Source organism: Pseudomonas sp. p1(2021b) (assembly GCF_020151015.1).
In the GTDB taxonomy this organism is placed as follows: Bacteria; Pseudomonadota; Gammaproteobacteria; order Pseudomonadales; family Pseudomonadaceae; genus Aquipseudomonas; species Aquipseudomonas putida_K.
Genome location: NZ_CP083746.1, coordinates 1662070 through 1686699, shown reverse-complemented (window position 1 = coordinate 1686699; position 24630 = coordinate 1662070). Strand labels below are relative to the sequence as shown.

Here is a 24630-nt window from a genome sequence, read left to right as displayed (position 1 = left end):
CCAGCAGGCCCCTTGCGGTATCTATCTAGCCCCACTGCACGCCTCACCTCACTAGGCTCGCTGTTCCTTCACCAGAGGTTCAGCCATGAGCACTTCCCATCTCGCGTTCATCCACACCCAAATGCCCACCTGGCTGAAAGCAGCCACCCCGGCGCAGCGCCAGCGACTGGAACGGTTGATCCGCGACAGCCATCGCGCCACCCGACGGGTGCAAGCGGCATTGGCCCAGGTGCAGCCGATCGAGGCGTTCTGTCGCCCGCTGCTGGACGATGCGATGGTCCACTGGTTCGACGACCGCGAGCTGCCAACCGTCGACCAAGGATGGCTGCGCACCGGTCGTGCCGAACGCGGCCAATCGTGGCTGGAGGCGGCCTTGCAGAATTTCGACGCCGATGCGCAGGTCGAGCTGTATTTCTCCAGCACCGACCAAGCCCCAATGCAGCTGGACAGCGCCCGGTTCGTGAAAGGCGTACGCAACCTCGATCTGGGGCAGCGCTACCGCAATCACCTTTCGGACCATGTCGCCACGTCGGATTTTCGCACGCTGTTGTGCGCGCAAGACCGCGCCGCCTTCGCCGCCGACGCAGGCCACGCCGAACTGCAAGGCCATATCGATGCCCATGGGCGTGCATTGGCGCATGCCGCCTTGGCAGGCGACCCATTCCTGCTCGATGAGGACGGCAAGCCGGCGCCTCTGGAGTGCAGCTACCTGAGCCTGTTCGACATACCGCTCGATGGCCCGCTGCTGATCCGTCGCGAGCCACTGGACGACATCGAGCCCTGCCTTCTCTACCTGCCTGGGCATCCGCGCCAGCCGCTACGTCAATACGCCTCGCTGAAGGCCGCCGGCAAAGCCTTGACCCGGCTGCTCTGGAAAGACAGCGAACGGGCGTTCTTCAGCCGCTACGCCAGCCAAACCCAGCGCCCCGCGTTCGTATCCCGGCTACGCAAGACGTTGTACCCGTACTACCCCTACTCCAGCGTGCAAACCACCCCACCCGTGCTCGAGGAAGGCGATACCGTCAGCTGGTTCAAGCGCCTGTTCCCCGGCCCTCGCGACCTCTGGCAGGCGACCCTGGACAAGAATGCACGGCTTCCCCTGGCGTCCACGCGCTGGCCGGACGATTGTTTCGCCGCGCGCGCGCGCAATCACGTCCAACGCTTGTTCGCCGATGCTGCCGCGATCGCCGTGCCGGTGGCGCAACGGGATGCCGAGGCCCAGCTCGCCCACATCGAAGGGTGGCTAAGCATGGGCCTGTCGGTGCTGAACGTGGCCGGCCTGTTCGTGCCGGGGCTGGGTGAGCTGATGATCGTGGTCGGCGGCGCGCAATTGGTCGACGAATTTCTCGAGGGTGTGCATGCCGCGAACGAGGGGGATGCGGATGCCGCGATCGGCCACCTGTTCGAAGTGTTCGAGAACCTGGCCCAAGTGGCGGCGCTGAGTGCCGCCACCCATTTCAGCCTGCCACAAGGTGCGTTGCATGACTGGTACAAGATCGGCCACAACGATGAACAGCGGCTCTGGCATGGCGGGCTCGAACCCTTCGCCAGGCCTCGCTCGGCCATGGCTACACCACGCGGCGGCCTTTATGCCTTGCAGGAGCGTCACTGGCTGTCGCGGGAAAACCAAAGCTACCCGGTCGAACCTGGGCCCGATGGCCAGTGGCGCTTGGCCCGGGCGGCCGGGCACCGTCACCAGCCCACGCTGCGGGGCGCGAGCGACGGGCCCTGGCTGTTGGACCATGAACGCCCCCTGACATGGTCAACCGAACAATTGCTCCGGCGCCTGGGCCCAGCTCGCGCCGGTCTGGATGATACTACCCTGGCCCTGGCCATGCGTTGCAGTGGCTACGACGCCGCCACCTTGCGCCGGGTATTCACCGATCGGCTGCCGCTCCCCGCTTCTCTGCTCGACTGCCTCGAGGGCTTGGGCGTGGAATACGCAGCACCTGCCGTCCGCCCGGGCGAGGCGCTCCTGGCGCGGGACTTCCCGACACTGGGCAGGCATGCCCGCCGAGAAATTCTCGATCGGGCACAACCTCGCGACCTACGGGAACTGCAACGCACTGGCCGCCTGCCGCTTTCCCTAGGTGAAACGGCGCGGCTATACCTGCGCGACGCCCGTATCAATCGCGCCTTGCTGGGGTTCTATCACGCCAACGGTGCCATGGCCGACCGCGACCTGTTGGCCCTGGCGGCCCTCCAGCGCTTGCCAGGCTGGACCGGCGAGGTCCGCCTGCAATTGCGCGCCGAGCGCTTCACCGGCCAGTTGCTGGGCGAGACAGGCCCAGTGGGCACCGTGACCAAGACCCTTGTGCGCCTAGGCAGCGGCTACCAGCCCTTCGACCAGGTCGGCGAAACCCTGTCCAGTCCGGTGAGCCTTTTCCAGAGCATCCTCCAGGCCCTGCCCGACAGTGAACGCGATGCGCTGGGCTTGAACATCCATGACCCCGACACACTGCGCGACCAACTGCTCGCACGGTTGAGCGCAGACCGTGAACAAACGGTCCGCGACCTGGGCTTGTTGCCAGTGCGCCCGATGTACCGCTTGCCAACGCGACTGCCCGGCGACCAGGGTATCGGCTACCCGCTGAGCGGCCGAGGTCGGGGCTTGCAGACCCCGGACGAAATGTTCGATCAGTTGTTTCCCGCCAGCCAGGATAACGATCGCGAGAGCCTGCGTGCCCGACTGCGCCAGCAAAGTGGTAACGACCCTGCCGCCTTCAGCCAACTGATGCACGAGCTCCATCAACAATACCGGCAACTCGACGCAACGCTGCAAGCATGGGCCCAGGACACCCAAGCGGTAGCCGCCGACCTCGTCGAACAGCGGCGCGCCGCACGCCAAGCCCTGGCCGAACGCCTGCGCCAGGCATGGCGTCGGGAAAACACCGACCCTGATGGCAGCCTGGACCATGTGATCCTGAGCCTGGATGGCGAACATGTCGGTGCCCTGCCAGCCCTTGGGGTGCAATTGCCCTATATACGCAGGCTTTCCCTCCACGGTCTGTGGCGTACAGGCAGCGACAGCCTCGGCGTATTCCTGGCGGCCTTTCCGGGGGTGCGAGAACTGGAGCTCATCGAAAATGGCCTGACGCTGCTGCCAACACAGCTGGGCGAGCTGGCGGAGCTGACCTCGCTGGACCTGTCGGAAAACAACCTGGACATGAACAGCGAATCCAACCTGGCGACCTTGTGCCGCTTGACGCGATTGCGCAGCCTCAATCTTACCGCTGCGGTTGCGGACCTGCCGGTCACGGCCCTGGAGCGAATGGCGCAACTCCCGGAGCTGAGCGGCCTGCAAGCTGAAATGAACGAGCTGTTTCTCGAGCAGGAGCACTTCCAGGCGCTGCAGCGCTGGCCTGCCTTGACCGAGCTGAGCCTGGGCCAGAACGACATTACCCTGACCCCAGCCTCCCGCGCCGCACTGGCAGGCCTCGACCGTCTACGCATCTTGTTCCTGCATGAAAACCCGCTGGACCTGGAGCCCGACCTCACCGGCTGGACGCGACTGGAACGGCTCGACCTGGAGCAGACCGGCATCGCCCAATGGCCGACCGGCCTGACTGCCCTCATGGACCAGCAGCCCCTGGCATTGCGCGCGGTCGATCTGAGCAACAACCAGCTGCACCATGTGCCGGACCTGCGCGATACCGCGTTCGCCGCAAGCGTCAGGGCGGCCGACAGCGATATCTATTATTCCTTCCAGAACAACCCACTCGACGCACAAACCGTGCAGAGCCTGAATGACGCGGGGCTGCCCACCGCTGCGCAAGCGCATGGGGTCGGCTGGCTCGCCGATTTCCCACAGGCTTTGCGCGACCATATTTCCGACACCTTCGAAGCGCCTGAATGGCAACCGCTGTACGAGCTATTCAACCGTATGGAGGACACCCAGCAGTACCACAGCAGCCCGGGCGCCATGCGCCGGCGCATGCAGACCCTCCTCGAACAACTGACCACACCCGGCCAGGCAGGCGCCAACGAACGTTGGGGGCAAGCCCAGGTGCAGCAACGCATCATCGACGTGCTCAACGAGGCGGCCCAAGGTTGCGTCGACCAGACCACCCTGCTGTTTCAGCAGGTCGAGGTCGAAGTCCTGGTGTGGCAGCAGGTACTGCTGGCCGCGGCGGATCAGAACAGCGAATCGGTGGCCGTGGCGGTCGTCAGTTCGCTGTTGCGCCAGCACCTGCTCGATGAGCGTATCGCCACCCTCTATGACGCACGTGTCGCCAGGCGCCGTGCACTGATAAACAGTACACCCGCCGATGAGGCGCCTGCGCTGCACCCCGATGACGATATCAGCGACGAGCTGCTCAGCGAGCCGACCTTCTTGCTCGATGAGATGGAGATGGCCCTGCACGCACGCATGCGGCTGCTACAACGCCTGGGGTTGCCACCGCAACCCAGCGAGATCAGTTTCGACTATCTCGCCCGCTTGAGCCCAGCCACCCTGGAACGGCTGGCCCTGGGCGTCGAAGGCCTTGCCAGCCAGCCGGCCGTCGTGCAATGGGCCATCGAACAACCGTTCTGGGAGACCTGGCTGCGCCGCCTGCACCCGCAGGCATTCACCGGCCTCAGCGAGGCCTGGAATGGTGCCAGCGTCTACTTCGATACGCTCAGCGAAGCAGGGGATCAGGTCGCCTATGACGGCCCCGCAGTGCCGCCGGCGTTCATCGATGCCCTGGCGCAGGAACGGCCCGACATCGCCTGGCGACGCGATGGCACGCTGCTGCGGATCGACCTGGTGTCCGGCCGCTATCGAGACGAAGGCGCGTTTTATCTTCGGGCCAGCGAGCTGCTCCTGCAGACGCGAAACGAAGCCTACGCAAACCTGGTTGCACAGCTCACCGAGGGCATGACCCAGACCTATCTGCCACGCCAGTGAAATGCCCGCCGGGCGTGCGCCCCTGTGGGAGCGGGTTTACCCGCTCCCATGGAGTCGTTTGAAATCAGTGGGTTAAATTGCTTTCCAGGAGAAGGTTGCAACCAGAGGGAGGTGACCGCCGCAACTGGTCAGACCGGTAAGGCCAAAAATGCTTGCAAAAGGGTAAGAATCGGAGTTTTATGAGCGGGCGCTGAACAAACCGGTAAGACCACAATAATTAAGTCCTGCGCTCTTTCGCCGTCGCCGGCACCGAAGCAAGGACACCGACCAGAGATCCCTCCCATGCTCAAATGGTGCTCGCGTTCGATCTTCCTCCAAGTGGTGCTGGGCCTTGCCCTCGGCATCGCCTGCGGCCTCAGCTTTCCCGAAGTGTCTCTGCAGCTCAAACCCCTGGGTGACGGGTTCATCAAGCTGATCAAGATGCTCATCGGCCTGATCGTGTTCTGTGTGGTGGTCAGTGGCATTTCCGGTGCCGGCGACCTGAAGAAAGTCGGGCGCATCGGCCTGAAGTCCGTGATCTACTTCGAAATCCTGACCACCATCGCGCTGGTGATCGGCCTGGTATTCGCCTTCACCAGCGGTATCGGCAGCGGCGCCAACATCCACCTGGACCAGCTTTCCAGCGCCGATGCCAGCAGCCTGGCCGAGCGCGGCCAGCATATCCATGGTGCCACGGCATTCTTCATGGACCTGATCCCTACCTCGGTGATCGGGGCCTTTGCCGACAATAATATCCTCCAAGTCCTGCTGTTCTCGGTGCTGTTCGGCAGCGCCCTGAACCTGGTGGGCGAGTCGGCGTCCGGCATCTCGCGGCTGATCAACGAGCTCAGCCACGTGGTGTTCCGCATCATGGGCATGATCGTGCGCCTGGCACCGCTGGGCGTGTTCGGCGCCATCGCCTTCACCACCAGCAAATATGGCCTGGAGTCGCTGCAGCACCTGGGCGGCCTGGTGGCGCTCTTCTACCTGACCTGTGCAGGCTTCGTGCTGATCATCCTTGGCACCGTCATGCGCCTGTCAGGCCTGAAACTGCTGCCGTTCATCAAGTATCTGCGTGAAGAACTGACCATCGTCCTGGGCACCGCTTCCTCCGACGCCGTGCTGCCGCAGATCATGCGCAAGCTCGAGCACCTGGGCATCGGCAGCTCCACCGTGGGCCTGGTGATCCCCACCGGTTATTCCTTCAACCTCGATGGCTTCTCGATCTACCTGACCCTGGCCATCGTGTTCATCGCCAATGCCACCGGCACACCGCTGGCCATGACCGACCTGCTGACCATCCTGCTGGTGTCGCTGGTGACCTCCAAGGGTGCCCACGGCATCCCCGGCTCTGCCCTGGTGATCCTCGCCGCCACCCTGACGGCGGTACCGGCCATCCCGGTGGTAGGCCTGGTGCTGGTGCTGGCAGTGGACTGGTTCATGGGCATCGGCCGGGCACTGACCAACCTGATCGGCAACTGCGTCGCCACCGTGGCCATTGCCCGCTGGGAGCGGGATATCGACATGGAACGGGCGAATAACGTGCTGTCCGGCAAGCCTGGCTTCACCAGCACGCCGCGCAAGCAACCCCCACAGGCCCACCAGCAGGAATTCTGAACACCCCGCGGCCGGCGCAATGCGTCGGCCGCACTGCAGTAATTTGTAACCATGGAGCGAACCGTGATCAGCTCATCAACCGTCGTCAACTCAGTGGTGGAGAAACTCCGCCAGGCCCTGGCCAGCGGCCAGTGGCGCAGCGGCGAAATGCTGCCCGGCCAGCGTGAGCTGGCAGAACAACTTGGAATCAGCCGCCCCAGCCTGCGCGAAGCGGTGACCGTACTGGAAACCCTGGGCCTGGTGCGCTCGATGCCGGGCAAGGGCGTGCTGGTGCTCGATATCGAGGCCTCGCCCCAGGAACCGGCCGTCGAGGCCGTCGCCGCGGCCAGCCTGGCCGACGTGCTCGAACTGCGCTATACCCTCGAGCCGTTCATCGTCGGGCTGGTCGCACAATCGGCCAACAGCCAGGACATCGGCCAGTTGCGCCTGATCCTGATGGACATGCGCGAAGCGCTGGAGGCCGGGGACAGCGAAGCCGGGGTCAATGCCTACATCGCCTTCCACGAAGCGCTGTTCGGCCTGACCACCAACCCGATCTTCCAGAGCGTGGTGCAACAGACCGGCAATGCCCTCAAGCAGAGCACCGAGATGCTGCGCAATTCGCCCGAACACCTGGCCGCGCGACTGAAGGAAAACGAAGCGGTGGTCCGCGCCATCCGCGACAAGAGCAGCGCCCAGGCCAGTGCCCAGATGCGCCGGCATATCCTCGAGGAAGGCCAGCGCATGGGCATCGAACTGAACATTCCCGATGAGCATTCGGGTCAATGACCCAAGGAGCGCGACCATGACCGCCTGTGCCCACGCCTCCCCTCGCCTGCCAGCCCTGCTCGCCAACGGCGAGACCCGCCTTTCGGCCGAACAGATCTACCCACGCCTGTTCGATGCCATCCTCGAACAACGCCTGCCCCCGGGCAGCGCCCTGCCCGAGCAGGCCCTGGGCAATGCCTTTGGCGTCAGCCGCACGGTGATCCGCCGGGTCCTTGGGCGCCTGTCCGACCAGCAGGTGGTGGTGCAAAAGCCCAGCCACACCGCACACCTGGCCACCCCGGACCCACAACAGGCCCGCCAGGTGCTCAGTGCCCGCCGCCTGGCCGAGACCACGCTGATCAGCCTGGCCACCCAACGCGCGCGCCCGGCGCAGATCCGCCAATTGCGCCAATTGGTCGAGCGCGAGCGCCTTCACCATGAGCGTGGCGAGCGCTGCACAGCGATCCGCCTGGGTGGCGAGTTCCACCTCAAGCTCGCGCAGATGGCCGCCAACGCGCCCCTGGCCCGCTTCCTCAACGGCCTGGTGCCGATGACCTCGCTCATCATCGCCCGCTACGAATCGCCCTGCTGCGACCACTGCGCCTGGCAGGAGCACGCGGCGATCATCGATGCCGTGGAAAAGGGTGACGTGAACGCGGCGCTGGCACTGATGCATGACCATCTGGATCATCTGGAAGCCAAGCTGGACCTGGATCAAGGCACAGGCGCATAAGGCACTGTGGAACGGGTTTACCCGGGAACACCGCGTGACGTTCTTCGCGGGTAAACCCGCTCCCACAGCATCGCGAACATCATGCCTATACTCGGATAACCATCTCCTCCCTACCCCAGGAAGGCCAGCCGCGTGAACCGGCGCATCCTGCTTCTGCTGCTCTGCCTGTTACTGGCCCTGGCCGGGTGCGCCGGCAAGCGCCCGCCTGCCCCGCCGCCACCGGCGGTACTCACCCCGGCCACCTGGCAGCGCATCGACCAGGACCTGATCGAGGCATCGGTAGCCGCCACCGGCTCGGCCAACGACTACGCCCGACGTTCCATGCGGGTATGGAAGGACCAGGTGCAACAGCGCACCGAAAGCGACTTCATCCCATGGTTCACCGGCTACTGGACCCAGCAATGGCTGGCACTCAAGGTGGCCTGGTACAAGATGAACAGCGGCGATGGCGCCGAGCCGCCCGAACGGCGCCTGGCGCTGTACCTGCAAGAACAGTATCACCGGCGGGTGATCGAACCTGTGGCCGAGCAGATCAACCCCGAGGGCATCCGTGACCGGGCCAGCGAGCTGTATCTGCAACTGTTCGGCCAGCAGTTGCCCGCCATCATCCGGCGCTACAACGCCCCACCCGAGCAGGTCAGCCAGCGCCTGAACCGCATCAGGATCATCGCCTTGGGGCCCCCAGCAGCCCGGGACGCCACACTCTATCAATTGCTCAGGGCCAAGTCCCTGGACCAGCAACCGGCCTGGCAGGCCTTGCGCCAGCACCTGCACCAACAGGCCGCCAAAGCGCCCGGGCAGACCCAGGCCGGGCTATCGTCGGTGGCCAACCGGGCCAGTGAAAAGCTCGGCGCTACCCTGGCGCCGCGCGGCATCGCCAGTGCGATCGCGGCGGCGGTAGGCAAGGCGGCTGGGACGTTGCTTTCGGTCGCGGTGGCAGGGTACGGCATGGTCAGCCACGACCAGGAACACCCACAGATGGTCGAGCAACTGCGGGTGATCCTCAACGTGGCGCTGAACGAAGAATGGCGGGACCTGATGGAGAACCGCCAGAGCGGCGCGATGTCCGGTGTCTACTACCTGTCAGGGCAGGTCGAGGACAGCCTGCTGGGCAGCCAGCCAAAGCCCGGGGAGCAGGTGCAGGAGCCGCTGTTGATTCGCTTGCCGCCTTGACACCATCGCGGGGCAAGCCCGCGCCCACAGGTCCTGCGCCAGCCTTTCAGGCAGTTGCCAACGCCGATGTCGGCAACCCAAAGATCCGGTCGAACGTCCAGTTGTAGACGAAGGTGTAGCACGGCACCAGGATGATGAACGCCAGGTCCACCAGGAACGCTTCCACCAAGGTCATGTCCAGCCACCAGGCGATCAGCGGGATCAGGTACACCACCAACGTCAGCTGGAAGCCGACGGCATGCCCGATGCGCCGGGCCACACTGCGGCCACGCTTGGTCTGGCGGCTTTCCCACCATTCGAACAGGCTGTTGTAGATCAGGTTCCAAAGCATGGCGATGGTGGTGATCATCACCGCCAGCGGCCCGGTATGGGAGGCTTGTGTATCGGACAGGTAGGCCAGGCCCAAGGTCGACATGCACAGGCCGATCAGTTCATAGAAGGTCACATAGACCAGTTTGCGTTTGATTCCTTGCACAACTTTTATCTCTGGATGTTTCATGAAAGCGGCCAGGATGAATCACTCTTCTTGACAGAAAAAGTCGACACCTTTCAGATTTACTGAAAGGAGACCACCTATGAACTTTTCCAGCGACAATATCCAGCTGTTTCTCGCCGTGCTTGACCGCGGCTCGTTTTCCGCAGCCGCCCGGGCCCTGCGGCGTGTCCCTTCGGCAGTGAGCATGGCCATCGCCAACCTCGAGGCGGAGCTGGGCTACCCGCTGTTCGAACGCGGCTCGCGCGAAGCGCGCCCAACCCCCCAGGCGCGCGCCCTGGAGCCCCATGCCCGACTGATCGCCGAGCAGCTGGGGCTGCTGCAGGTGCATGCGCTGGAACTGTCCCAAGGCCTGGAAAGCCGCCTGGCCATCGCCGTGGTGCCGGATATCGACCAGACCCCACTGCTCGCCGCCATTGCCGTGCTCGGCGAACGCCACCCACTGCTGGATATCGAGCTGCTCAGCGCCCCCCAGGAAGAAGCCCTGCAATTGCTCGACAGCGGTCGGGTCAGCCTGTGCCTGGCCTTCGCGGGTTTGCATGTGGACCCTCGGCGCAGCTTCCAGCACATCGCCATGGAGTCGCTGGTAGCCACCCTTTCACCGCACCATCCGGCATTGGGGAGCGGGCGCATTCACTACCTGGAGGACCTGTTCAACGTGCGCCAGGTCCTGGTCCGCAGCATCGACCTGCCGCTGTCCGACCCGCGTCCGCTGGTGGCTGCGACCCATTGGTGCAGCAACAGCCTGGACCTGGCCTTGCAGATGGTCGAAGCCGGCCTGGGCTGGGGCAACTTTCCCTTGTCCCGAGTGGCGCCGCTGATCGCCACTGGTCGCCTGGTGCGCCTGGACTTTCGCAACACCCAGAACGCCCTGGAGCTGCCCGTGCATGCCTTCTGGCTCAAGCAGCAGCCCCTGCACCTGGCGGCCCGGACCTTGGTGGAGCTGCTGGCAGCCCACCACGCCTAGTTCTTAATATTTCCAAGGCCCGGCCGATAACGTGGTGACAGGTGTCGCCCTGCGTGCCACGAGCGCGCGGCGTCCTCCCCTCACCGGCCCAAGGTCTCGAAACATGAACCTGAAATTCCGCCACAAGATCCTGCTCAGTGCCTGCGGCGTCGTTGTCCTGGCATTCGCCTTGTTCACCCTCTACAACGACTACCTGCAGCGCACCACCACGCGCCAGAACATCGAATCCTCCGTACGCCAGGCAGGGGCGCAGACCGCCGGCAGCGTGCAGAACTGGATGAGCGGGCGCATCCTGGTGCTCGAGAACCTGGCCCAGGACATTGCTCAGCAAGGTGCCGGTGAGACCCTGCCCGGGCTGGTCGACCAGCCGTCGTACACCAACAACTTCCAGTTCACCTATTTCGGCCAGAACAACGGCGTGTTCACCCAGCGGCCGGACGCCAAGATGCCCGACGGCTACGACCCGCGCCAGCGGCCCTGGTACACCGCCGCCGTAACGGCCGACAAGACCTTGCTGACCCCACCCTACCAGGCGTCGGTGGGCGGCTTGGTGGTGACCATCGCCATCCCGGTCAAGGCCAAGGCCAGCGGTGAGCTGCTCGGCGTGGTCGGCGGCGACCTGAGCCTCAATACCCTGGTGGACATCATCAATGCCGTGGACTTCGGCGGCATCGGCCACGCCTTCCTCGCCGACCGCAACGGCCAGGTGATCGTCAGCCCTGACCAGGACCAGGTGATGAAGAACCTCAAGGACATCTACCCCGATGCCGCCTTGAAGGTCGAGCCCGGCATGCAGGACGTCACCTTGAACGGCCAGGAGCGCATCATTTCCTTCGCCCCCGTGCAGGGCCTGCCCTCGGCCCAGTGGTACATCGGCCTGTCCATCGACAAGGACAAAGCCTACGCGGGCCTGAGCCAGTTCCGCACCTCGGCGATCATCGCCATGCTCATCGCCGTGGCCGCCATCGCCGGCCTGCTGGGCCTGCTGATCCCGGTGCTGATGCGCCCGCTGACCACCATGGGCCGCGCCATGCAGGACATCGCCGAAGGCGAAGGCGACCTGACCCGCCGCCTGGCGGTGCAGCACAAGGACGAGTTCGGCGAACTGGCCACCTCGTTCAACCGCTTCGTCGAGCGTATTCACGCCTCGATCAGCGAGGTGTCCTCGGCCACCCGCCTGGTGCATGACCTGTCGGAGAAGGTGGTCCACGCCTCCAACGCCTCGATCATCGGCTCCGAGGAACAGAGCATGCGCACCAACAGCGTCGCCGCGGCGATCAACCAGCTGGGCGCCGCCACCCAGGAAATCGCCCGCAATGCCGCCGACGCCTCGCAGCATGCCAGCGGCGCCAGCGACCAGGCCAGGCCAACGACGGTCGCCAGGTGGTGGACGATGCGATCAACGCCATGACCGCGCTGTCGCAGAAGATCAGCGAGTCGTGCGAGCAGATCGAGGCGCTCAACGCCAGCACCGACGAGATCGGCAAGATCCTCGACGTGATCAAGGGCATCTCCCAGCAGACCAACCTGCTGGCGCTCAACGCCGCCATCGAGGCGGCCCGTGCCGGCGAGGCCGGGCGTGGGTTCGCGGTGGTGGCCGACGAGGTGCGCAACCTTGGCCCACCGTACCCAGGAGTCGGCCGAGGAGATCCACCGTATGATCACCAGCCTGCAGGTGGGTTCGCGCGAGGCGGTGTACACCATGAACGAAAGCCAGGTGTCCAGCGAGCAGACCGTGCAGGTGGCCAATCAGGCCGGCGAGCGGCTGGCCAGCGTGACCCAACGCATCGGCGAGATCGACGGCATGAACCAGTCGGTGGCCACCGCCACCGAGGAGCAGAGCGCGGTGGTCGAGAGCCTGAACCTGGACATCACCCAGATCAACAGCCTCAACCAGCAAGGGGTGGAGAACCTCAACGAAACCCTGCGCCATTGCGATGCCCTGAGCCAGCAGGCGGGGCGCTTGAAGCAGCTGGTGGGCAGCTTCAGGATCTAAAGCGTGTAGGAGCGGGCTGCAAGGCAGCCCCCTCGCTCAGGCCACTGCCACCTTCCGTACCTTGCCCCGCCGCAGCCACCCCAGCAATACCGCCGCCATCAGCACGAAGCCCAGGTAACCGAAGAACGGGTACACCTCCCCCACCAGGCTGATGAAGCCCACCAGGCTGCAGACGAACGCCACCACACCGGTCACCACCGACCCCCAGCGGAACTGCCGGGTCCCCGCCGGCAGCAAGCGCGACAGGAAGGAAAACAGCGTCCCCACCGCCGTATTGATGATCATCCCGAAGATGATCAGGCACATCACCACACCCAGCAGCGGCGACACTTCATTGGCGATCGACAGCATCGGCATGGGCAGCTCGGCCACGCTGTCCAACCGCGACAACAGCCCCGCGCTCATCACCAGCATCAGCCCACCCAGCGCCGCGCCACCGATCAGGCCGCCCCACACCGCCGTTCTCTCGCCCTTGGCCGAACCGCCAAGAATGGCCAGGATCGGCGCACCGGCCACGATGTTGTACGACACATACAAGAACGCGCCGAGTAGCCAGTGGCGAGTACCGGCCTCCTGCTGGCTGGCCAACTGGTCGAGTTCGGCGAAGCTCTGCCCGCGGCTCGCCACGGCATACAGCGCGATGGCCGAGGCCACCAGGATCAATATCGGCGTGACGGCACCGATGGCGACGATCACCTTCTGCACATCCAGGCACACGATAGCCACCACCATCACGGTCACCAGCACGCTACCGGCCAGCGCCGGCACGCCGAACTGCTGCTCCAGCAACGCGCCGCCGCCAGCGAGCATGACCACGGTGACAGCGAACATGAAGAAGGTGATCAACCAGTCGACGAACAGGCCCAGGTGACGGCCGCAGATGGCCTGGATCACGTCCTTGTGCGACGTGGCGTGCTGGCGGTTGCCCAAGCCCGCCAGGGCCATGCCCAGGAAGGTGAATAGCGCGGCGCTGACCAGGGCACCGACCAGGCCCCAGACACCGAAATCGACGAAGAACAGCAACAGCTCCCGCCCGGACGCGAAGCCCGCCCCCACGATCACGCCGACGAAAGCCCCGGCGATCTTCAGCTGCTCTTTCATGTGCACCTCTGGATTATTGTTGTTTTAAGCCACCCCACCGCCCTCACCGTGTGGGAGCGGCAAGTTCGCGTCAGTCGTGTCCAACGAACGCCTGCACCTCGATTTCCACGTCCACATCCAGAGCCAGTGCCGAGGCCACCGTCGAACGCACCGGCAACGCCTCACCGAAGAATGCCTTGTAGACCTCGTTGAAACCGGCGAAATGGGCCATGTCCGACAGCCAGACCGTGACCTTCACCACCTGGTCGAAACGCGCACCGCACGCCGCCAGGCTTTCGCCGATGCGCTCGCAGGCCGCCCGGGTTTGCGCCTGGATGTCACCGCGCACCACTTCGCCGGATGCACTCATCGGCACCTGGCCCGACAGGAACAGGAAGCCGCCCGCCTTCACCGCCCGGGAGAACGGGAACGGCAGGCTGCTGGGGAAACGCTGGATGTCATTGCTCATGGGTAATACCTCTCAAGGTTGCAGCAAACGTGCTGGGGACAAGTGTTCAGGGGAGACGCCCTGGGCCGTCAGGCTCGGGCACAGCGGCTGGCCAAGCAGCAGATCCGCGGCCAGGCGCGATGCCCCGGCGGCGGACTGGATGCCGTAGCCCCCCTGGGCCGCCAGCCAGAAGAACGTTGGCGTGCCCGGGTCGAACCCAATGACCAGGTCGCCATCGGCGACGAACGAGCGCAGCCCGGCCCAGCTGTGGCTCGGACGACGAATCTGCAAGGTGGTCATGGCTTCGATGTTATAGATGCCCAGGGCCACATCCAGCTCCTCAGGTGCGGCATCCTGGGGCTCGACCGGGTCAGCATTGGCCGGAGAACCGAGCAGTTGGCCGGCATCGGGCTTGAAATAGAAGCTTTCATCCACGCCGATGACCGCGGGCCAGCGGCTGAAATCTTCCTCCGCCGGGCCCGGGAAGGTGAACGCACTGCGTCGGCACGGCTGCAGGCCAATCTTGGCCACACCGCATTGCTCGGCCACCTGGTCGGCCCAGGCGCCTGCGGCATTGACCAGCTGCCGTGCCTGTACATGGCGGCCATCGGCGAGGGATACCTGCCATAGATCGTCCAGGTAATAAGCCTGGGTGAGTGCTGCGTTGCAGCGCAGCTCGCCGCCTGCGGCGCGATAGCCGCGCAAGAAGCCCTGGTGCAGGGCATGCACGTCCAAATCCATCGCCCCCTGCTCGTGCACTGCACCGCACAAGGCCTCGCTGCGCAGGCTGGGCACCAGGGCCAGGGCGGCGTCACGGTCGAGCAGGCGCACGTCGGTGCCGTTGGCCAGGTTCTGCGCATAGGTGGCCTCGAGCATGTCGCGCTGCTCGGTGTTGGCGACATACAGGCAGCCCCGCGGCTCCAGCAGCGGATGCTCGCAGAAGCCTGCCGGCGGCTGCTCGTAGAAGGCACGGCTGGCGCGGGTCAGTGCCTGGATCTGCGGCGTGCCATAGGCCTCCATGAACATGGCCGCCGAACGCCCGGTCGAGTGGTAGCCAGGCTGGGCCTCACGTTCGAGCATCAACACCTGGCGCTGCCCGGCCAGGCGGTAGCCCAGGGAAGCACCGGCGATGCCAGCACCGATGATGAGGGTGTCGTAGATCTGAGCCATGCACGCTCCTGTCGCGCCAATTATCATTTATGAGAATTCTAATATATGAGAATTTCAGCTCGCGCAAGTGTCCAAGGTAAGATGCCCGACCAAACGCTGCCCAAGAGAGAGCCGATGCCCGACGACCGTACCCGCGCCAATGCCCAACCCGGTGCCCGGCCCCTGCTCGACCGAGCCGAGGTCGGCGCGCGCTTGCGCCAGGTGCGCAAGGCCCGGCAGATGACACTCAAGGAGCTGTCCGCTCTCAGCGGCGTGCCGGTGTCGACCTTGTCGAAGATGGAGCTGGCCCAGGTTTCGGTGAGCTATGAAAAACTGGCCGCCGCCGCGCGCGCCTTGAACGTGGACATTGCCCTGCTGTTTCGTCCCAGCGGGCCGGTGACCGCGCCCGTGCCGGCCACGGTGGTGGTCGATTCACTGCCTGATTCGGCCGGCTATTCCACCGGCACCTATGACTACCACCCTCTCGCCGGCGCCTTTCCCGAGCGCTGCATGACGCCCGCCTATGCTCGCATCATCGCCCGCGAACGCGGCCAGTTCGACGACTTCATCCGCCATCCCGGCCAGGAGTTCGCCCTGGTATTGAGCGGGCGCGTACGGATCCTGTTCGAGACCGGCGAGGCGGTCAGCATCGGGCCGCAGGAGACCGCCTATTTCGACAGCCAGGTGGGGCATATCTACCTGTCCGAAAGTGAAGATGGCGGGGATGCCCACGTCATGGTGGTGATGACCGACCGTTGAGGGCCGCTGCGCCCCCCACCGCTTCACCACCTTATCCATCCAGACGAAGACAGAAAGCAGACGGTTATAACCTAATAACGAACAAGTCTATTCGGTTATAAAAAAACCTTTATGCTGGCAGCCATCCGATCACGGGCAAGTTGGGCGTCGAGTAGCGTATGGATGTAGGTTCTTTCGGTTTCACCATCGCGGGGCTGGTTGTTGGGTTCATCGTCGGCATGACCGGCGTGGGCGGCGGCTCGCTCATGACCCCCATCCTGCTCTGGTTTGGCATCAACCCCGCCACTGCCGTGGGCACCGACCTGCTCTATGCCGCCATCACCAAAGCCAGTGGCGTCTGGGTGCACGGGCGCAACAAGAACATCGACTGGAAGATCACCGGCCTGCTGAGCCTGGGCAGCGTGCCCGCGGCGGCATCGACCTTGTGGTTCCTCAGCACCCTGCACACCGATACCTCGGCGCTCAATGCGGTGATCAAGCAGGGCCTGGCCGTGGTGCTGATCCTCACCGCCCTGGCGATCTTGTTCAAATCCCGCCTGCAGGCGTTTGCCAACCGCCACGCGGGCGACCACTATCATCTCAGCGACCGCGCCCTGAACATCCTCACGGTGCTCACCGGTGTAATGCTCGGCGTAATGGTCACCCTGACCTCCATCGGCGCCGGCGCCCTGGGCACCGTGGCGCTGTTCCTGCTCTACCCGTTCCTCGTCACCCGTCGCCTGGTGGGCACCGAGATCGCCCATGCCGTGCCCCTGACCCTGGTGGCAGGCCTGGGCCATGCCGGCATGGGGAACATGGACTGGTCGCTGCTGGGCTACCTGCTGCTCGGCTCGCTGCCTGGGATCTACCTGGGCAGCCACCTCACCGGGCGCATCTCCGACCGCGTGCTGCGCCCTTGCCTGGCGACGATGCTGTTACTGATCGGCTACAAGCTGGCGTTCTGAGCCGGGAGCGCTGCGCGCGCCGGGTTGCTCAACCCAACCGCAACCGCCACTGCCCCGCCCGGCTCAAATGCAGCCGCGACAACGGCGGCACATCGATACGCTGGAACCCCGCCAACGGGCTATGCAGTACATGAACCAACGCCGCCCGTATCACCTGCGGATGGGTCACCGCCCACGTCTCCCCCGGCCTGTCGAATGCTTCCAGCCAAGCCGCAACCCGCTGGCAGAGCTGGGCGATGGTCTCGCCGCCATGGGGTGCGCTGTGCGGGTCCTCGAGCCATTGCCCCAGCGCCTCAGGGGCCTCGGCCTGCAACGGCTTGAGCGCCAGCCCCTGCCAGGCGCCCAGGTCGTTATCCGCCAGGGCCGGTTCGATATCCACTTTCGCCCCCAGGCCAAGGGCCGTCTGGCGCGCACGTGGTTCAGGCGCGCTCAGGATGCGGATACCCGGCTCGGTTGCGGCAGGCCACTGGCCTACGGGCAGGATGGCCTCGTCGACAGTGGAGAAGCGTCCGACCTTTTGGCTCTGGGTCAAGGCATGGCAGATGAGGGTCAGGCGAACGGCTTTCACAGGTGGTCTCGTCGTTGGGGCGGTGCTCAGAGTATCGACACCGTCCAGAGCGGCAGCAACCCCACCAACCCGATTGCCAGCCGCGGCCAGTACGGCAGCAGCAGCACCAGCACCACCGCCGCCAGCGAGATCATCCCGAACCAGGCCACCGGCCCCATGGCCCACCCCCAGGCTTCGGCGCACAGCAGCAGGCTGATGGCCAGCGCTGCCCAGCCACCGCCTCGCAGTGAGCGGCGCAGCAGCGACGGGCATGCTCTGCCCCAGACCTGCTTGTAGTGCCGCTCCAACCCTTGGCACAGGCCGACCATGCCCGCGTAGGCCCACAACAGGCCGCCCACCATCATCATCGTCATCCGTTGGCCTCCACGCCGCGCGCTGTACGGCGCTTCGCCGGCGCCCCTTCGGCGCAGGCCACCCGCCAGGCCGCCATGGCCAGCCCCAGGCCCAGAACAAGGCCGGTGGCTTCGACGCCCAGCCGCAGGTTGCTGCCCGCACCGCTGGCCGCCCCCAATACGCCAAGCCCGACGCACAGCAACGAAGCCAGGCCCAATTGCTCGACCCATGCGCGCCTGGCGGGTCGCACGCCTGCGTGCAACAGTGCCAGCAACCAACTGCCGAAGAACACCCGCACCTCCCAGGCTTCGCGGTGCGCCAACTCCATCGGCAGCAGTCGGCTGGCCCACAGCAGGCCGGCACAGGCCAGCAGCAGGCCACTGACGAACCCGACGTTGCACACCTCGGCCAGCCGGTACCAGCGATGCGGCCACGCCCCTGCGGTCGTGTTGGCGTACTTGCGCCCGCGCTTGACGCAGAACAGCACCAGCCCGCTGGCGATCATCGCGCAGCTCACCAGCCCACAGACGAAGTACAACCAACGCATGGGATAGCCCCCGAACTGGGCAAAATGCAGGCCTGCCATCACCCGCTGGGTCAGCGGTGCCGGGCGCAGCTCGGGTACATCGCCGAGCAATTCGCCGGTCACACCGTCGAAGACCATGGCATGCCCTTTGGTCAGGGCGATACGGTTGCCGAGCTCCGGGCGGATCTCGATGCGCGCCGCGGCCGTATTGGGGTTACGAATGTTCAGACCGCCGATGGGCCCCAGACGGGCCTGGGCGTCGGCCAGCAAAGGCGCCACGTCGACCAGTACACCAGGCTGCCGGGCCAACGGGCGCGGCGTCTCCGGTCGCACATTGCCCTGGGCCTGGAAATACGCCCGGGTGTCGCCGTCGAACAGTGCGTCGACCCCGGCCGGGATGTAGATGAGCATGAAGATCACCAGCCCGGTATAAGTGATCATCAGGTGGAACGGCAGCAACAGCACCGCACTTGCGTTGTGAAAATCCAGCCAGGAGCGCTGCCCCTTGGCCGGGCGGAAAGTGAAGAACTCCTTGAAGAGCTTCTTGTGGATCACGATACCGGTGACCAGCGCCGCCAGCATCACCAAGGCCAAGGCGCCGACCACGAAGATGCCCCAGTTGCGCGGCAGGTCCAAGGTGAAATGAAAGCGGAAGAAAAAATTGCCGCCGACGCTGTCACGCACTTGGATCGGCTCGCCGGTCTGCGGGTCCAGTTGCACGCCGACGCCATGGCGACGGTCGCCGGTGGAAACCCGCAGCCCCGGCGAGCGCTCGGTGGGCAGGCTGATACCCCAGTTGCCGGCGGTGGGCTCATGGGCCTGCAGATAGGCGATGGCGCGGTGGGCGGCGTCGGCCTGGGCGACTTCGCTGGCCGGAATCTCCGGCTGCATCCAGTGGCTGAGTTCCTTGTCGAATACCGCCAAGGTGCCGGTGACGAAGATGGCGAACAGCAACCAGCCGAAAATCAACCCGGCCCAGGTATGCAACCAGGCCATCGATTGGGTGAAGCTGTTCTTCATGCCAGCCACCTCATTGCCTGGGGCCAGAAGCCTGCCAGTGCCAGTGGCGCGGCGAAGGCCAAGGGCAGCCAGGCACGCAAGGCGTCACCGCTGGCAAAAGCCCAGAGAATGGCGGCGGTATAGAAAATGAAGGCCGGTAGCGTGGCGACGGTCACTGCGTCGGCCGGGGCCAGTGGCAACAGGCGGGCCAGGCAGGCGGTGAAGGCGTAGGTGAAGGCATAGCCGCCGACCAATGCGGCGGCGCTGCGCGAGAGGATGGCCAGGCTGGTGGGGAGGATGCTCATCGTGGGCTCCTTGGGTACGGGGATTGCTGCGCAGCCCGCCCCCACAGGTATTGCACAATCCCTGTAGGAGATCACTCAGCCCTTTGGGCTGCGCTGTCGCGCAGAGAACAAGTGGCTAGCGCCGCCTTCTTCTGTAGGAGCGGGCTTGTCCCGCGATTGGGCCGGCCCAGCCGCCGCGGCTGTATGGCAAGGGCTTCGCCCTTGATCGCGGGACAAGCCCGCTCCTACAGGCCTTGTCAAATCAATGAGTTATGCGTTGTTCTATGAGAGCTGGCTTGCCCCGCGATCGGGCCGCACCGCGGCCCCCTGTTCACATCAGAACGAAATATTCAGTGCCGCGAACACCGCACGCCCCGGCTGGTTGTAGGTGTTGGCCCCCGAGCTGCTGGCGTTGCCGCCGCGCAAGATCTGCTTGTCGAAGAGGTTGTTCACCCCTACCCGCACGTCATAGTTGGCGTTGAACGTATAGCCGGCACTCACATCCACCAAGCCATACGCCTCAACGTCCTGCTGGGCGGCTTTGTCGTAGTCCTGCTGGGTGCGGTAGTTGTAGGTCGGCGACTTCTGCTTGCCGAAATAGGTCCCGGCCACCTGGAACGACAGCTTGTCGGTGGCACGCCAGTCGAGGGTGGTGTTGACGGTGTATTCGGGGATCACCGACAGCGGCTCGCCGGTTTCGCGGTTGTCGTTGTCGAGCATCCAGGTCAGGTTGGTGTTCCAGTCCAGGGTCGGGGTCAGCGCCATGAAGAAGTTGCCCTCGATGCCTTCGACCCGCGCCTTGCCGGCGTTCTCCCACTGGGTCACGCGGCGCCCGCCATTGATGTCATAGACCACATCGGTCCCCCCGATGATCTTGTTCTTGTAATCGTTACGGAAATAGGTCGCGCTGGTGCGCCAGGTGCCACGGTCGTACAGCAGGCCGATTTCCTTGTTGACGCTGATCTCCGGCTTGAGGTCGGCGTTGCCCTGCAGGTAGCAGCCACCGTTGTTGGTCTGTTGCACGCTGCAACCGTTGCCACGGCTGTAGAGCAGGTAGCTGGGGTTGGACTGGTACAGGTTGGGCGTCTTGTAGGCACGGGCGATGCCGCCCTTGACGCTCAGGGCATCGGTGATCTTGTGCGACAGGTTCAGGCTCGGGCTGAAGTTGTCGCCGAAGGTCTCGTGGTGGTCGAAGCGTAGGCCCGGGGTGATGGTGGTATCGCCCACGACGATGTTGTCCTCGACGAACAGCGCGTAGCTGCGCGCGGTCATCTTGGTGTTGCTGCGGTCGAAGCCGATGATCGTGTCGTCACCGTCACCGGTGGGGTCGGAGCTTTGCGGGCGGAACGAGCCTTGGTCGTTGAGCGACTCGTAGAGGTACTCACCGCCCAGGGTCAGCACATGCTCGGTGCTGCCCAGGGCGAACGGCAGGTTCACTTCGCTGTTCAGGCGCGTGTTGCGCAGGCGCGACATCGCGGCCCCCTCGTCGTTCGGCGCGCCTTCGGTGCGCCCGGCCAGGCCTTCGTTCAACCGCCAGTTGCGCACGTATTCGTAGGCCAGCACGGTCTTGCTGGTGCCCCAGGTGAAGTCGCCCAGATGGGTCAGGTCGTAGGTGCTGCGCTGCATGACGTTGGTTTCATGGCCATACAGGTCGGCGACGAATTCCGGGTCGCCGCCACCATTGCTGTTCATAGTGTCGCCGGCAAAGATGTTGCCCTGACGGCTGTAGCCGGCGTTGAGTTCCAGGCGGTGCTCGTCGTTGAGCTTCCAGCTCAACAGGCCGTTGATGTCCTTGTTGCGCACACCCTCGCGACCGGCCACCAGGGCGCTGTTGGCATGCCCGGCGTTGATGTCCAGGTCGTCGGCATCGGTCTTGGCCAGGCCGCCGTAGAGGCGAAAGCCCAGGTTCTCGGTCAGGCCGCCACTGAGGTTGAAGTTGGCCCGCCGGCTGGCCCCCTCGGCGCTGTCCTCGGGCAACTGGGTGAACAGGCTGACGCTGCCCTTGAGTTCGTCGGTAGGCCGCTTGGTGATGATGTTCACCACCCCACCCATGGCGCCGGAACCGTAACGCGCGGCAGCCGGGCCGCGCAGGATCTCGATACGCTCGACCGCCTCGGCCGGCACCCAATTGGTCTCGCCACGGGTATCACGGTCACCGTTCCAGCCGTAGCGCACCGAGTTGCGCGCGCTCGACGGCTTGCCGTCGATGAGGATCAGGGTGTTCTCCGGGCCCATGCCGCGCAGGTCGATCTGACGGTTGTTGCCCCGTGCGCCGCTGGCGCTGTTGCCGGTCAGGTTGACCCCAGGTTCGCGGCGGATGAGTTCGGACAGGTCATTGGCCGGCGGATGACGCTTGATGTCCTCTTCAGTGATGATCGATGTGCCCAGGGCCTGGCGAGCTTCACGCTCGGCGGTAACCAGGGTGTCCTGGATCACCAGCGCGTTGCCGTCGACCGGCACCTCCAGCACCTCGGCGGCCTGCTTCTGCTCGGCCTGGGCCGCAGTCGCCACCACGGCCGGCGACGTCAGGGCGACGAAGGCCAGGGCCAGGCTGTTGGGTGAGGTTCTGGGTTGCATCGACAGATCTCCTGCGGTTCATGGGCCAAAGGCATAACCCGGCCCCCGCACGATTACGGGGGCGGACAGGGATCGTGAATATAATGATTCTCAAATGTGTTTAAATCTTATTTACGAAATTTACAGATAGGCGGAGGAACTTGTGAACCCGCTCCTACAGGACATCCAAACATTCGATTTGCCATATATATGAATTTGCGTATATTCGCAGCGCCACTTGCCAGGACCCTCCCATGCTCACCCCAACCGATTTCTTCAAATCCCTGGCCGATGAAACCAGGCTCCGAGCGCTGCTGCTCATCCTCGAACACGGCGAACTGTGCGTCTGCGAATTGATGTGCGCCCTGGCCGACAGCCAGCCGAAGATCAGCCGCCACCTGGCCCAGCTGCGCAATGCCGGCGTGTTGCTCGACCGCCGCCAGGGCCAGTGGGTGTATTACCGGCTCAACCCCGAGCTGCCGGCCTGGACCGGCGTGGTGCTGACCACGACCCTGTCGGCCAATGCCCCATGGCTCAAGGCCGACAGCGCCCGCCTGCACACCATGGATGGCCGCCCCGTGCGCGCCGCCTGCTGCTGAGGAGCTGATCGATGCTGCCTGCCGCCGCTGTCTTCCTGTTCACCCTGGTCCTGGTCATCTGGCAACCCCGCGGCCTGGGCGTAGGCTGGAGCGCCAGCCTGGGTGCCCTGCTCGCCTTGCTCGTCGGTGCGGTGTCGCTGCACGACATCCCCACGGTATGGGCGATCATCTGGAATGCCACCGCCACCTTCATCGCCATCATCATCGTCAGCCTGTTGCTGGACGAGGCAGGGTTCTTCGAATGGGCCGCCCTGCACGTGGCCCGCTGGGCACGGGGTGATGGGCGACGCCTGTTCGCCTTCATCGTGCTGCTCGGGGCGGCGGTGTCGGCACTGTTCGCCAACGACGGCGCAGCGTTGATCCTCACCCCGATCGTCATGTCGATGCTGCTGGCACTGCGCTTTTCTCCGGCGGCCACCCTGGCGTTCGTGATGGCTGCAGGTTTCATCGCCGACACCGCGAGCCTGCCACTGGTGGTGTCGAACCTGGTGAACATCGTCTCGGCCGACTATTTCGGGCTGGGCTTCAACCAGTACGCAGCGGTGATGCTGCCGGTCAACCTGGCCGCCGTTGCGGCCACCTTGATCGTCCTCTACCTGTATTTTCGCCGTGACATTCCGCGGCGCTATGAAGCCCATGACCTGAAGAGCCCGGCCATGGCCATCCGTGACCGCGCTACCTTCCGCGTTGGCTGGCTGGTGCTGGTGGCATTGCTGGCAGGGCTGTTCGTCCTCGAGCCATTGGGCGTCCCCATCAGCGCCGTGGCCGCCGCCTGCGCGGCGGTACTGTTCGCCGTCGCCGCCCGTGGCCATGTGATCGCTACCCGCCGCGTATTGCGCGAAGCGCCCTGGCAGATCGTGGTCTTTTCCCTGGGTATGTACCTGGTGGTCTACGGCCTGCGCAATGCCGGGTTGACCGATTCGCTCACCGCCCTGCTCGACCGCCTGGCCGCCCAGGGCCTGTGGGCCGCGACACTGGGTACCGGATTGATTTCGGCCTTGCTGTCCTCGGTGATGAACAACATGCCCAGCGTGCTGATCGGCGCCTTGTCCATTCACGCCAGCGAAGCGCAAGGCGTGGTACGCGAGGCGATGGTGTACGCCAATGTCATCGGTTGCGACCTGGGCCCGAAGATCACGCCGATCGGCAGCCTGGCCACCTTGCTGTGGCTGCATGTGCTGGCGCGCAAGGGCGTGCGCATCACCTGGGGCTACTACTTCAAGGTCGGCATCCTGCTGACCTTGCCCGTGCTGCTCGTCACCCTCTGTGCCCTGGCCCTTCGCCTGAGCCTCTGACCTTGGAGCTTCACCATGCGCGTCCTGTTCATGTGTACCGCCAATAGCTGCCGCAGCATCCTCTCGGAAGCGATGTTCAATCACTTGGCCCCGGCAGGCTTCGAAGCCGTGAGCTCGGGCAGCTTCCCCCGCGGCCAGGTACTGCCGCGCAGCCTCCACACCCTGGAACAGGCCGGCATCGCCACCGCAGGGCTGCACAGCAAGGGCAACGATGCCTTCGAAGCCAACCCGCCGGACATCGTCATCACCGTGTGCGACAAGGCGGCGGGTGAAGCCTGCCCGGTGTACTTCGGCCCCGCGCTCAAGGCGCATTGGGGGCTTACGGACCCATCGGACCTGCAAGGTGACGAAGAACAGGTGCAGGCCGCGTTCCATGCCACCCTGGCGCACATCGAAACCCGCTGCAGGGCCTTCTTCGCCCTGCCGTTCGAGCAGTTGGACCGTGAACGGCTGGGGCAGGAACTGGAACGTATCGGCAGTCTCGACTGAGTAGATCG

General features: G+C 65.0%; 20 protein-coding genes and 1 pseudogene. 12 read left to right on the top strand and 9 right to left on the bottom strand.

Features of this window, described 5'->3' with window-relative positions; all coding sequences use genetic code 11:
* The first annotated feature begins 85 nt into the window (after positions 1-85).
* The 5 genes from K8374_RS07815 (at position 86) to K8374_RS07795 (ending at position 9137) form a co-directional block, all read left to right on the top strand.
* Positions 86-4888 carry a dermonecrotic toxin domain-containing protein gene (locus tag K8374_RS07815; protein WP_224458554.1) on the top strand — a complete coding sequence of 1601 codons (4803 nt, stop codon included), beginning with the start codon at positions 86-88 and terminating at the stop codon, positions 4886-4888.
* 282 nt (positions 4889-5170) lie between these two features.
* Positions 5171-6484, top strand: a complete 1314-nt coding sequence (locus K8374_RS07810) for a C4-dicarboxylate transporter DctA (protein WP_084859354.1) — start codon at positions 5171-5173, stop codon at positions 6482-6484.
* A 63-nt stretch (positions 6485-6547) separates the two neighbouring features.
* Positions 6548-7252 (top strand): FadR/GntR family transcriptional regulator, encoded by a 705-nt coding sequence (locus K8374_RS07805; RefSeq protein ID WP_224458553.1) that lies wholly within the window; start codon positions 6548-6550, stop codon positions 7250-7252.
* A 16-nt stretch (positions 7253-7268) separates the two neighbouring features.
* Positions 7269-7964, top strand: a complete 696-nt coding sequence (locus tag K8374_RS07800; protein WP_224458552.1) for a GntR family transcriptional regulator — start codon at positions 7269-7271, stop codon at positions 7962-7964.
* A 132-nt stretch (positions 7965-8096) separates the two neighbouring features.
* Positions 8097-9137, top strand: coding sequence for a hypothetical protein (locus K8374_RS07795; RefSeq protein WP_224458551.1), 1041 nt, complete (start codon positions 8097-8099; stop codon positions 9135-9137).
* Positions 9138-9183: 46 nt separating this feature from the next.
* Here the strand turns inward: K8374_RS07795 and K8374_RS07790 are convergent, their stop codons facing one another.
* A complete protein-coding gene (locus tag K8374_RS07790) occupies positions 9184-9612 on the bottom strand; it encodes a PACE efflux transporter (RefSeq protein WP_224458550.1) in 429 nt (142 codons plus the stop codon).
* A 100-nt stretch (positions 9613-9712) separates the two neighbouring features.
* On the opposite strand from K8374_RS07790, the gene K8374_RS07785 reads away from it, so the two are divergent.
* Together K8374_RS07785 and mcpA are read left to right on the top strand one after the other, a co-directional pair.
* Entirely contained in the window at positions 9713-10597 is an 885-nt protein-coding gene (locus K8374_RS07785) for a LysR family transcriptional regulator (protein WP_224458549.1), read from the top strand.
* 103 nt (positions 10598-10700) lie between these two features.
* Positions 10701-12593: pseudogene (gene mcpA / locus K8374_RS07780) on the top strand (methyl-accepting chemotaxis protein McpA).
* A gap of 36 nt (positions 12594-12629) precedes the next feature.
* Here mcpA and K8374_RS07775 read toward each other — a convergent pair.
* The 3 genes from K8374_RS07775 to K8374_RS07765 form a co-directional block, all read right to left on the bottom strand.
* Positions 12630-13694 carry a hypothetical protein gene (locus tag K8374_RS07775; protein ID WP_224458548.1) on the bottom strand — a complete coding sequence of 355 codons (1065 nt, stop codon included), beginning with the start codon at positions 13692-13694 and terminating at the stop codon, positions 12630-12632.
* Positions 13695-13764: 70 nt separating this feature from the next.
* Positions 13765-14142 (bottom strand): RidA family protein, encoded by a 378-nt coding sequence (locus K8374_RS07770; protein ID WP_224458547.1) that lies wholly within the window; start codon positions 14140-14142, stop codon positions 13765-13767.
* 12 nt (positions 14143-14154) lie between these two features.
* Positions 14155-15291: an NAD(P)/FAD-dependent oxidoreductase gene (locus tag K8374_RS07765; RefSeq protein WP_224458546.1), complete on the bottom strand. Its 1137-nt coding sequence runs from the start codon at positions 15289-15291 to the stop codon at positions 14155-14157.
* Between the two features lie 114 nt (positions 15292-15405).
* On the opposite strand from K8374_RS07765, the gene K8374_RS07760 reads away from it, so the two are divergent.
* Positions 15406-16029: a helix-turn-helix domain-containing protein gene (locus K8374_RS07760; protein ID WP_224458545.1), complete on the top strand. Its 624-nt coding sequence runs from the start codon at positions 15406-15408 to the stop codon at positions 16027-16029.
* A 158-nt stretch (positions 16030-16187) separates the two neighbouring features.
* Complete coding sequence (locus K8374_RS07755) at positions 16188-16973, top strand: sulfite exporter TauE/SafE family protein (protein ID WP_224458544.1); 786 nt, start codon at positions 16188-16190, stop codon at positions 16971-16973.
* Positions 16974-17001: 28 nt separating this feature from the next.
* On the opposite strand, the gene K8374_RS07750 is transcribed toward K8374_RS07755, so the two are convergent.
* The 5 genes from K8374_RS07750 to K8374_RS07730 all read right to left on the bottom strand — a co-directional run bounded on the left by K8374_RS07750 (position 17002) and on the right by K8374_RS07730 (position 22260).
* The gene (locus K8374_RS07750) at positions 17002-17541 is read right to left on the bottom strand and encodes a histidine phosphatase family protein (protein ID WP_224458543.1); all 540 of its coding nucleotides are present in this window, start codon (positions 17539-17541) and stop codon (positions 17002-17004) included.
* 26 nt (positions 17542-17567) lie between these two features.
* Positions 17568-17894 (bottom strand): DUF3325 domain-containing protein, encoded by a 327-nt coding sequence (locus K8374_RS07745; RefSeq protein WP_224458542.1) that lies wholly within the window; start codon positions 17892-17894, stop codon positions 17568-17570.
* Entirely contained in the window at positions 17891-19420 is a 1530-nt protein-coding gene (locus K8374_RS07740; protein WP_224458541.1) for a PepSY-associated TM helix domain-containing protein, read from the bottom strand. Before K8374_RS07740 ends, K8374_RS07745 begins: the two co-directional genes overlap by 4 nt.
* On the bottom strand, positions 19417-19704 hold the full coding sequence (locus tag K8374_RS07735) for an iron transporter (RefSeq protein ID WP_224458540.1): 288 nt from the start codon (positions 19702-19704) through the stop codon (positions 19417-19419). Before K8374_RS07735 ends, K8374_RS07740 begins: the two co-directional genes overlap by 4 nt.
* A 315-nt stretch (positions 19705-20019) precedes the next feature.
* Positions 20020-22260 (bottom strand): TonB-dependent siderophore receptor, encoded by a 2241-nt coding sequence (locus tag K8374_RS07730; protein ID WP_224458539.1) that lies wholly within the window; start codon positions 22258-22260, stop codon positions 20020-20022.
* A 233-nt stretch (positions 22261-22493) separates the two neighbouring features.
* Between K8374_RS07730 and K8374_RS07725 the strand changes: the two genes are divergently transcribed.
* Genes K8374_RS07725 through K8374_RS07715 form a run of 3 tightly spaced genes read left to right on the top strand, consistent with a single transcriptional unit; the run spans position 22494 to position 24622 of the window.
* Positions 22494-22838 (top strand): metalloregulator ArsR/SmtB family transcription factor, encoded by a 345-nt coding sequence (locus K8374_RS07725; RefSeq protein WP_224458538.1) that lies wholly within the window; start codon positions 22494-22496, stop codon positions 22836-22838.
* Between the two features lie 11 nt (positions 22839-22849).
* Entirely contained in the window at positions 22850-24133 is a 1284-nt protein-coding gene (locus tag K8374_RS07720; RefSeq protein ID WP_224458537.1) for an arsenic transporter, read from the top strand.
* 15 nt (positions 24134-24148) lie between these two features.
* The gene (locus tag K8374_RS07715; RefSeq protein WP_224458536.1) at positions 24149-24622 is read left to right on the top strand and encodes an arsenate reductase ArsC; all 474 of its coding nucleotides are present in this window, start codon (positions 24149-24151) and stop codon (positions 24620-24622) included.
* Positions 24623-24630 lie beyond the last annotated feature (8 nt).

Excerpts from the sequence above, each read along its gene's own strand:
- K8374_RS07815 (WP_224458554.1), top strand. The coding sequence starts at position 86 with ATGAGCACTTCCCATCTCGCGTTCATCCACACCCAAATGCCCACCTGG.
- K8374_RS07810 (WP_084859354.1), top strand. The coding sequence starts at position 5,171 with ATGCTCAAATGGTGCTCGCGTTCGATCTTCCTCCAAGTGGTGCTGGGC.
- K8374_RS07800 (WP_224458552.1), top strand. The coding sequence starts at position 7,269 with ATGACCGCCTGTGCCCACGCCTCCCCTCGCCTGCCAGCCCTGCTCGCC.
- K8374_RS07785 (WP_224458549.1), top strand. The coding sequence starts at position 9,713 with ATGAACTTTTCCAGCGACAATATCCAGCTGTTTCTCGCCGTGCTTGAC.
- K8374_RS07775 (WP_224458548.1), bottom strand. The coding sequence starts at position 13,694 with ATGAAAGAGCAGCTGAAGATCGCCGGGGCTTTCGTCGGCGTGATCGTG.
- K8374_RS07770 (WP_224458547.1), bottom strand. The coding sequence starts at position 14,142 with ATGAGCAATGACATCCAGCGTTTCCCCAGCAGCCTGCCGTTCCCGTTC.
- K8374_RS07765 (WP_224458546.1), bottom strand. The coding sequence starts at position 15,291 with ATGGCTCAGATCTACGACACCCTCATCATCGGTGCTGGCATCGCCGGT.
- K8374_RS07760 (WP_224458545.1), top strand. The coding sequence starts at position 15,406 with ATGCCCGACGACCGTACCCGCGCCAATGCCCAACCCGGTGCCCGGCCC.
- K8374_RS07755 (WP_224458544.1), top strand. The coding sequence starts at position 16,188 with ATGGATGTAGGTTCTTTCGGTTTCACCATCGCGGGGCTGGTTGTTGGG.
- K8374_RS07745 (WP_224458542.1), bottom strand. The coding sequence starts at position 17,894 with ATGACGATGATGATGGTGGGCGGCCTGTTGTGGGCCTACGCGGGCATG.
- K8374_RS07740 (WP_224458541.1), bottom strand. The coding sequence starts at position 19,420 with ATGAAGAACAGCTTCACCCAATCGATGGCCTGGTTGCATACCTGGGCC.
- K8374_RS07735 (WP_224458540.1), bottom strand. The coding sequence starts at position 19,704 with ATGAGCATCCTCCCCACCAGCCTGGCCATCCTCTCGCGCAGCGCCGCC.
- K8374_RS07730 (WP_224458539.1), bottom strand. The coding sequence starts at position 22,260 with ATGCAACCCAGAACCTCACCCAACAGCCTGGCCCTGGCCTTCGTCGCC.
- K8374_RS07725 (WP_224458538.1), top strand. The coding sequence starts at position 22,494 with ATGCTCACCCCAACCGATTTCTTCAAATCCCTGGCCGATGAAACCAGG.
- K8374_RS07720 (WP_224458537.1), top strand. The coding sequence starts at position 22,850 with ATGCTGCCTGCCGCCGCTGTCTTCCTGTTCACCCTGGTCCTGGTCATC.
- K8374_RS07715 (WP_224458536.1), top strand. The coding sequence starts at position 24,149 with ATGCGCGTCCTGTTCATGTGTACCGCCAATAGCTGCCGCAGCATCCTC.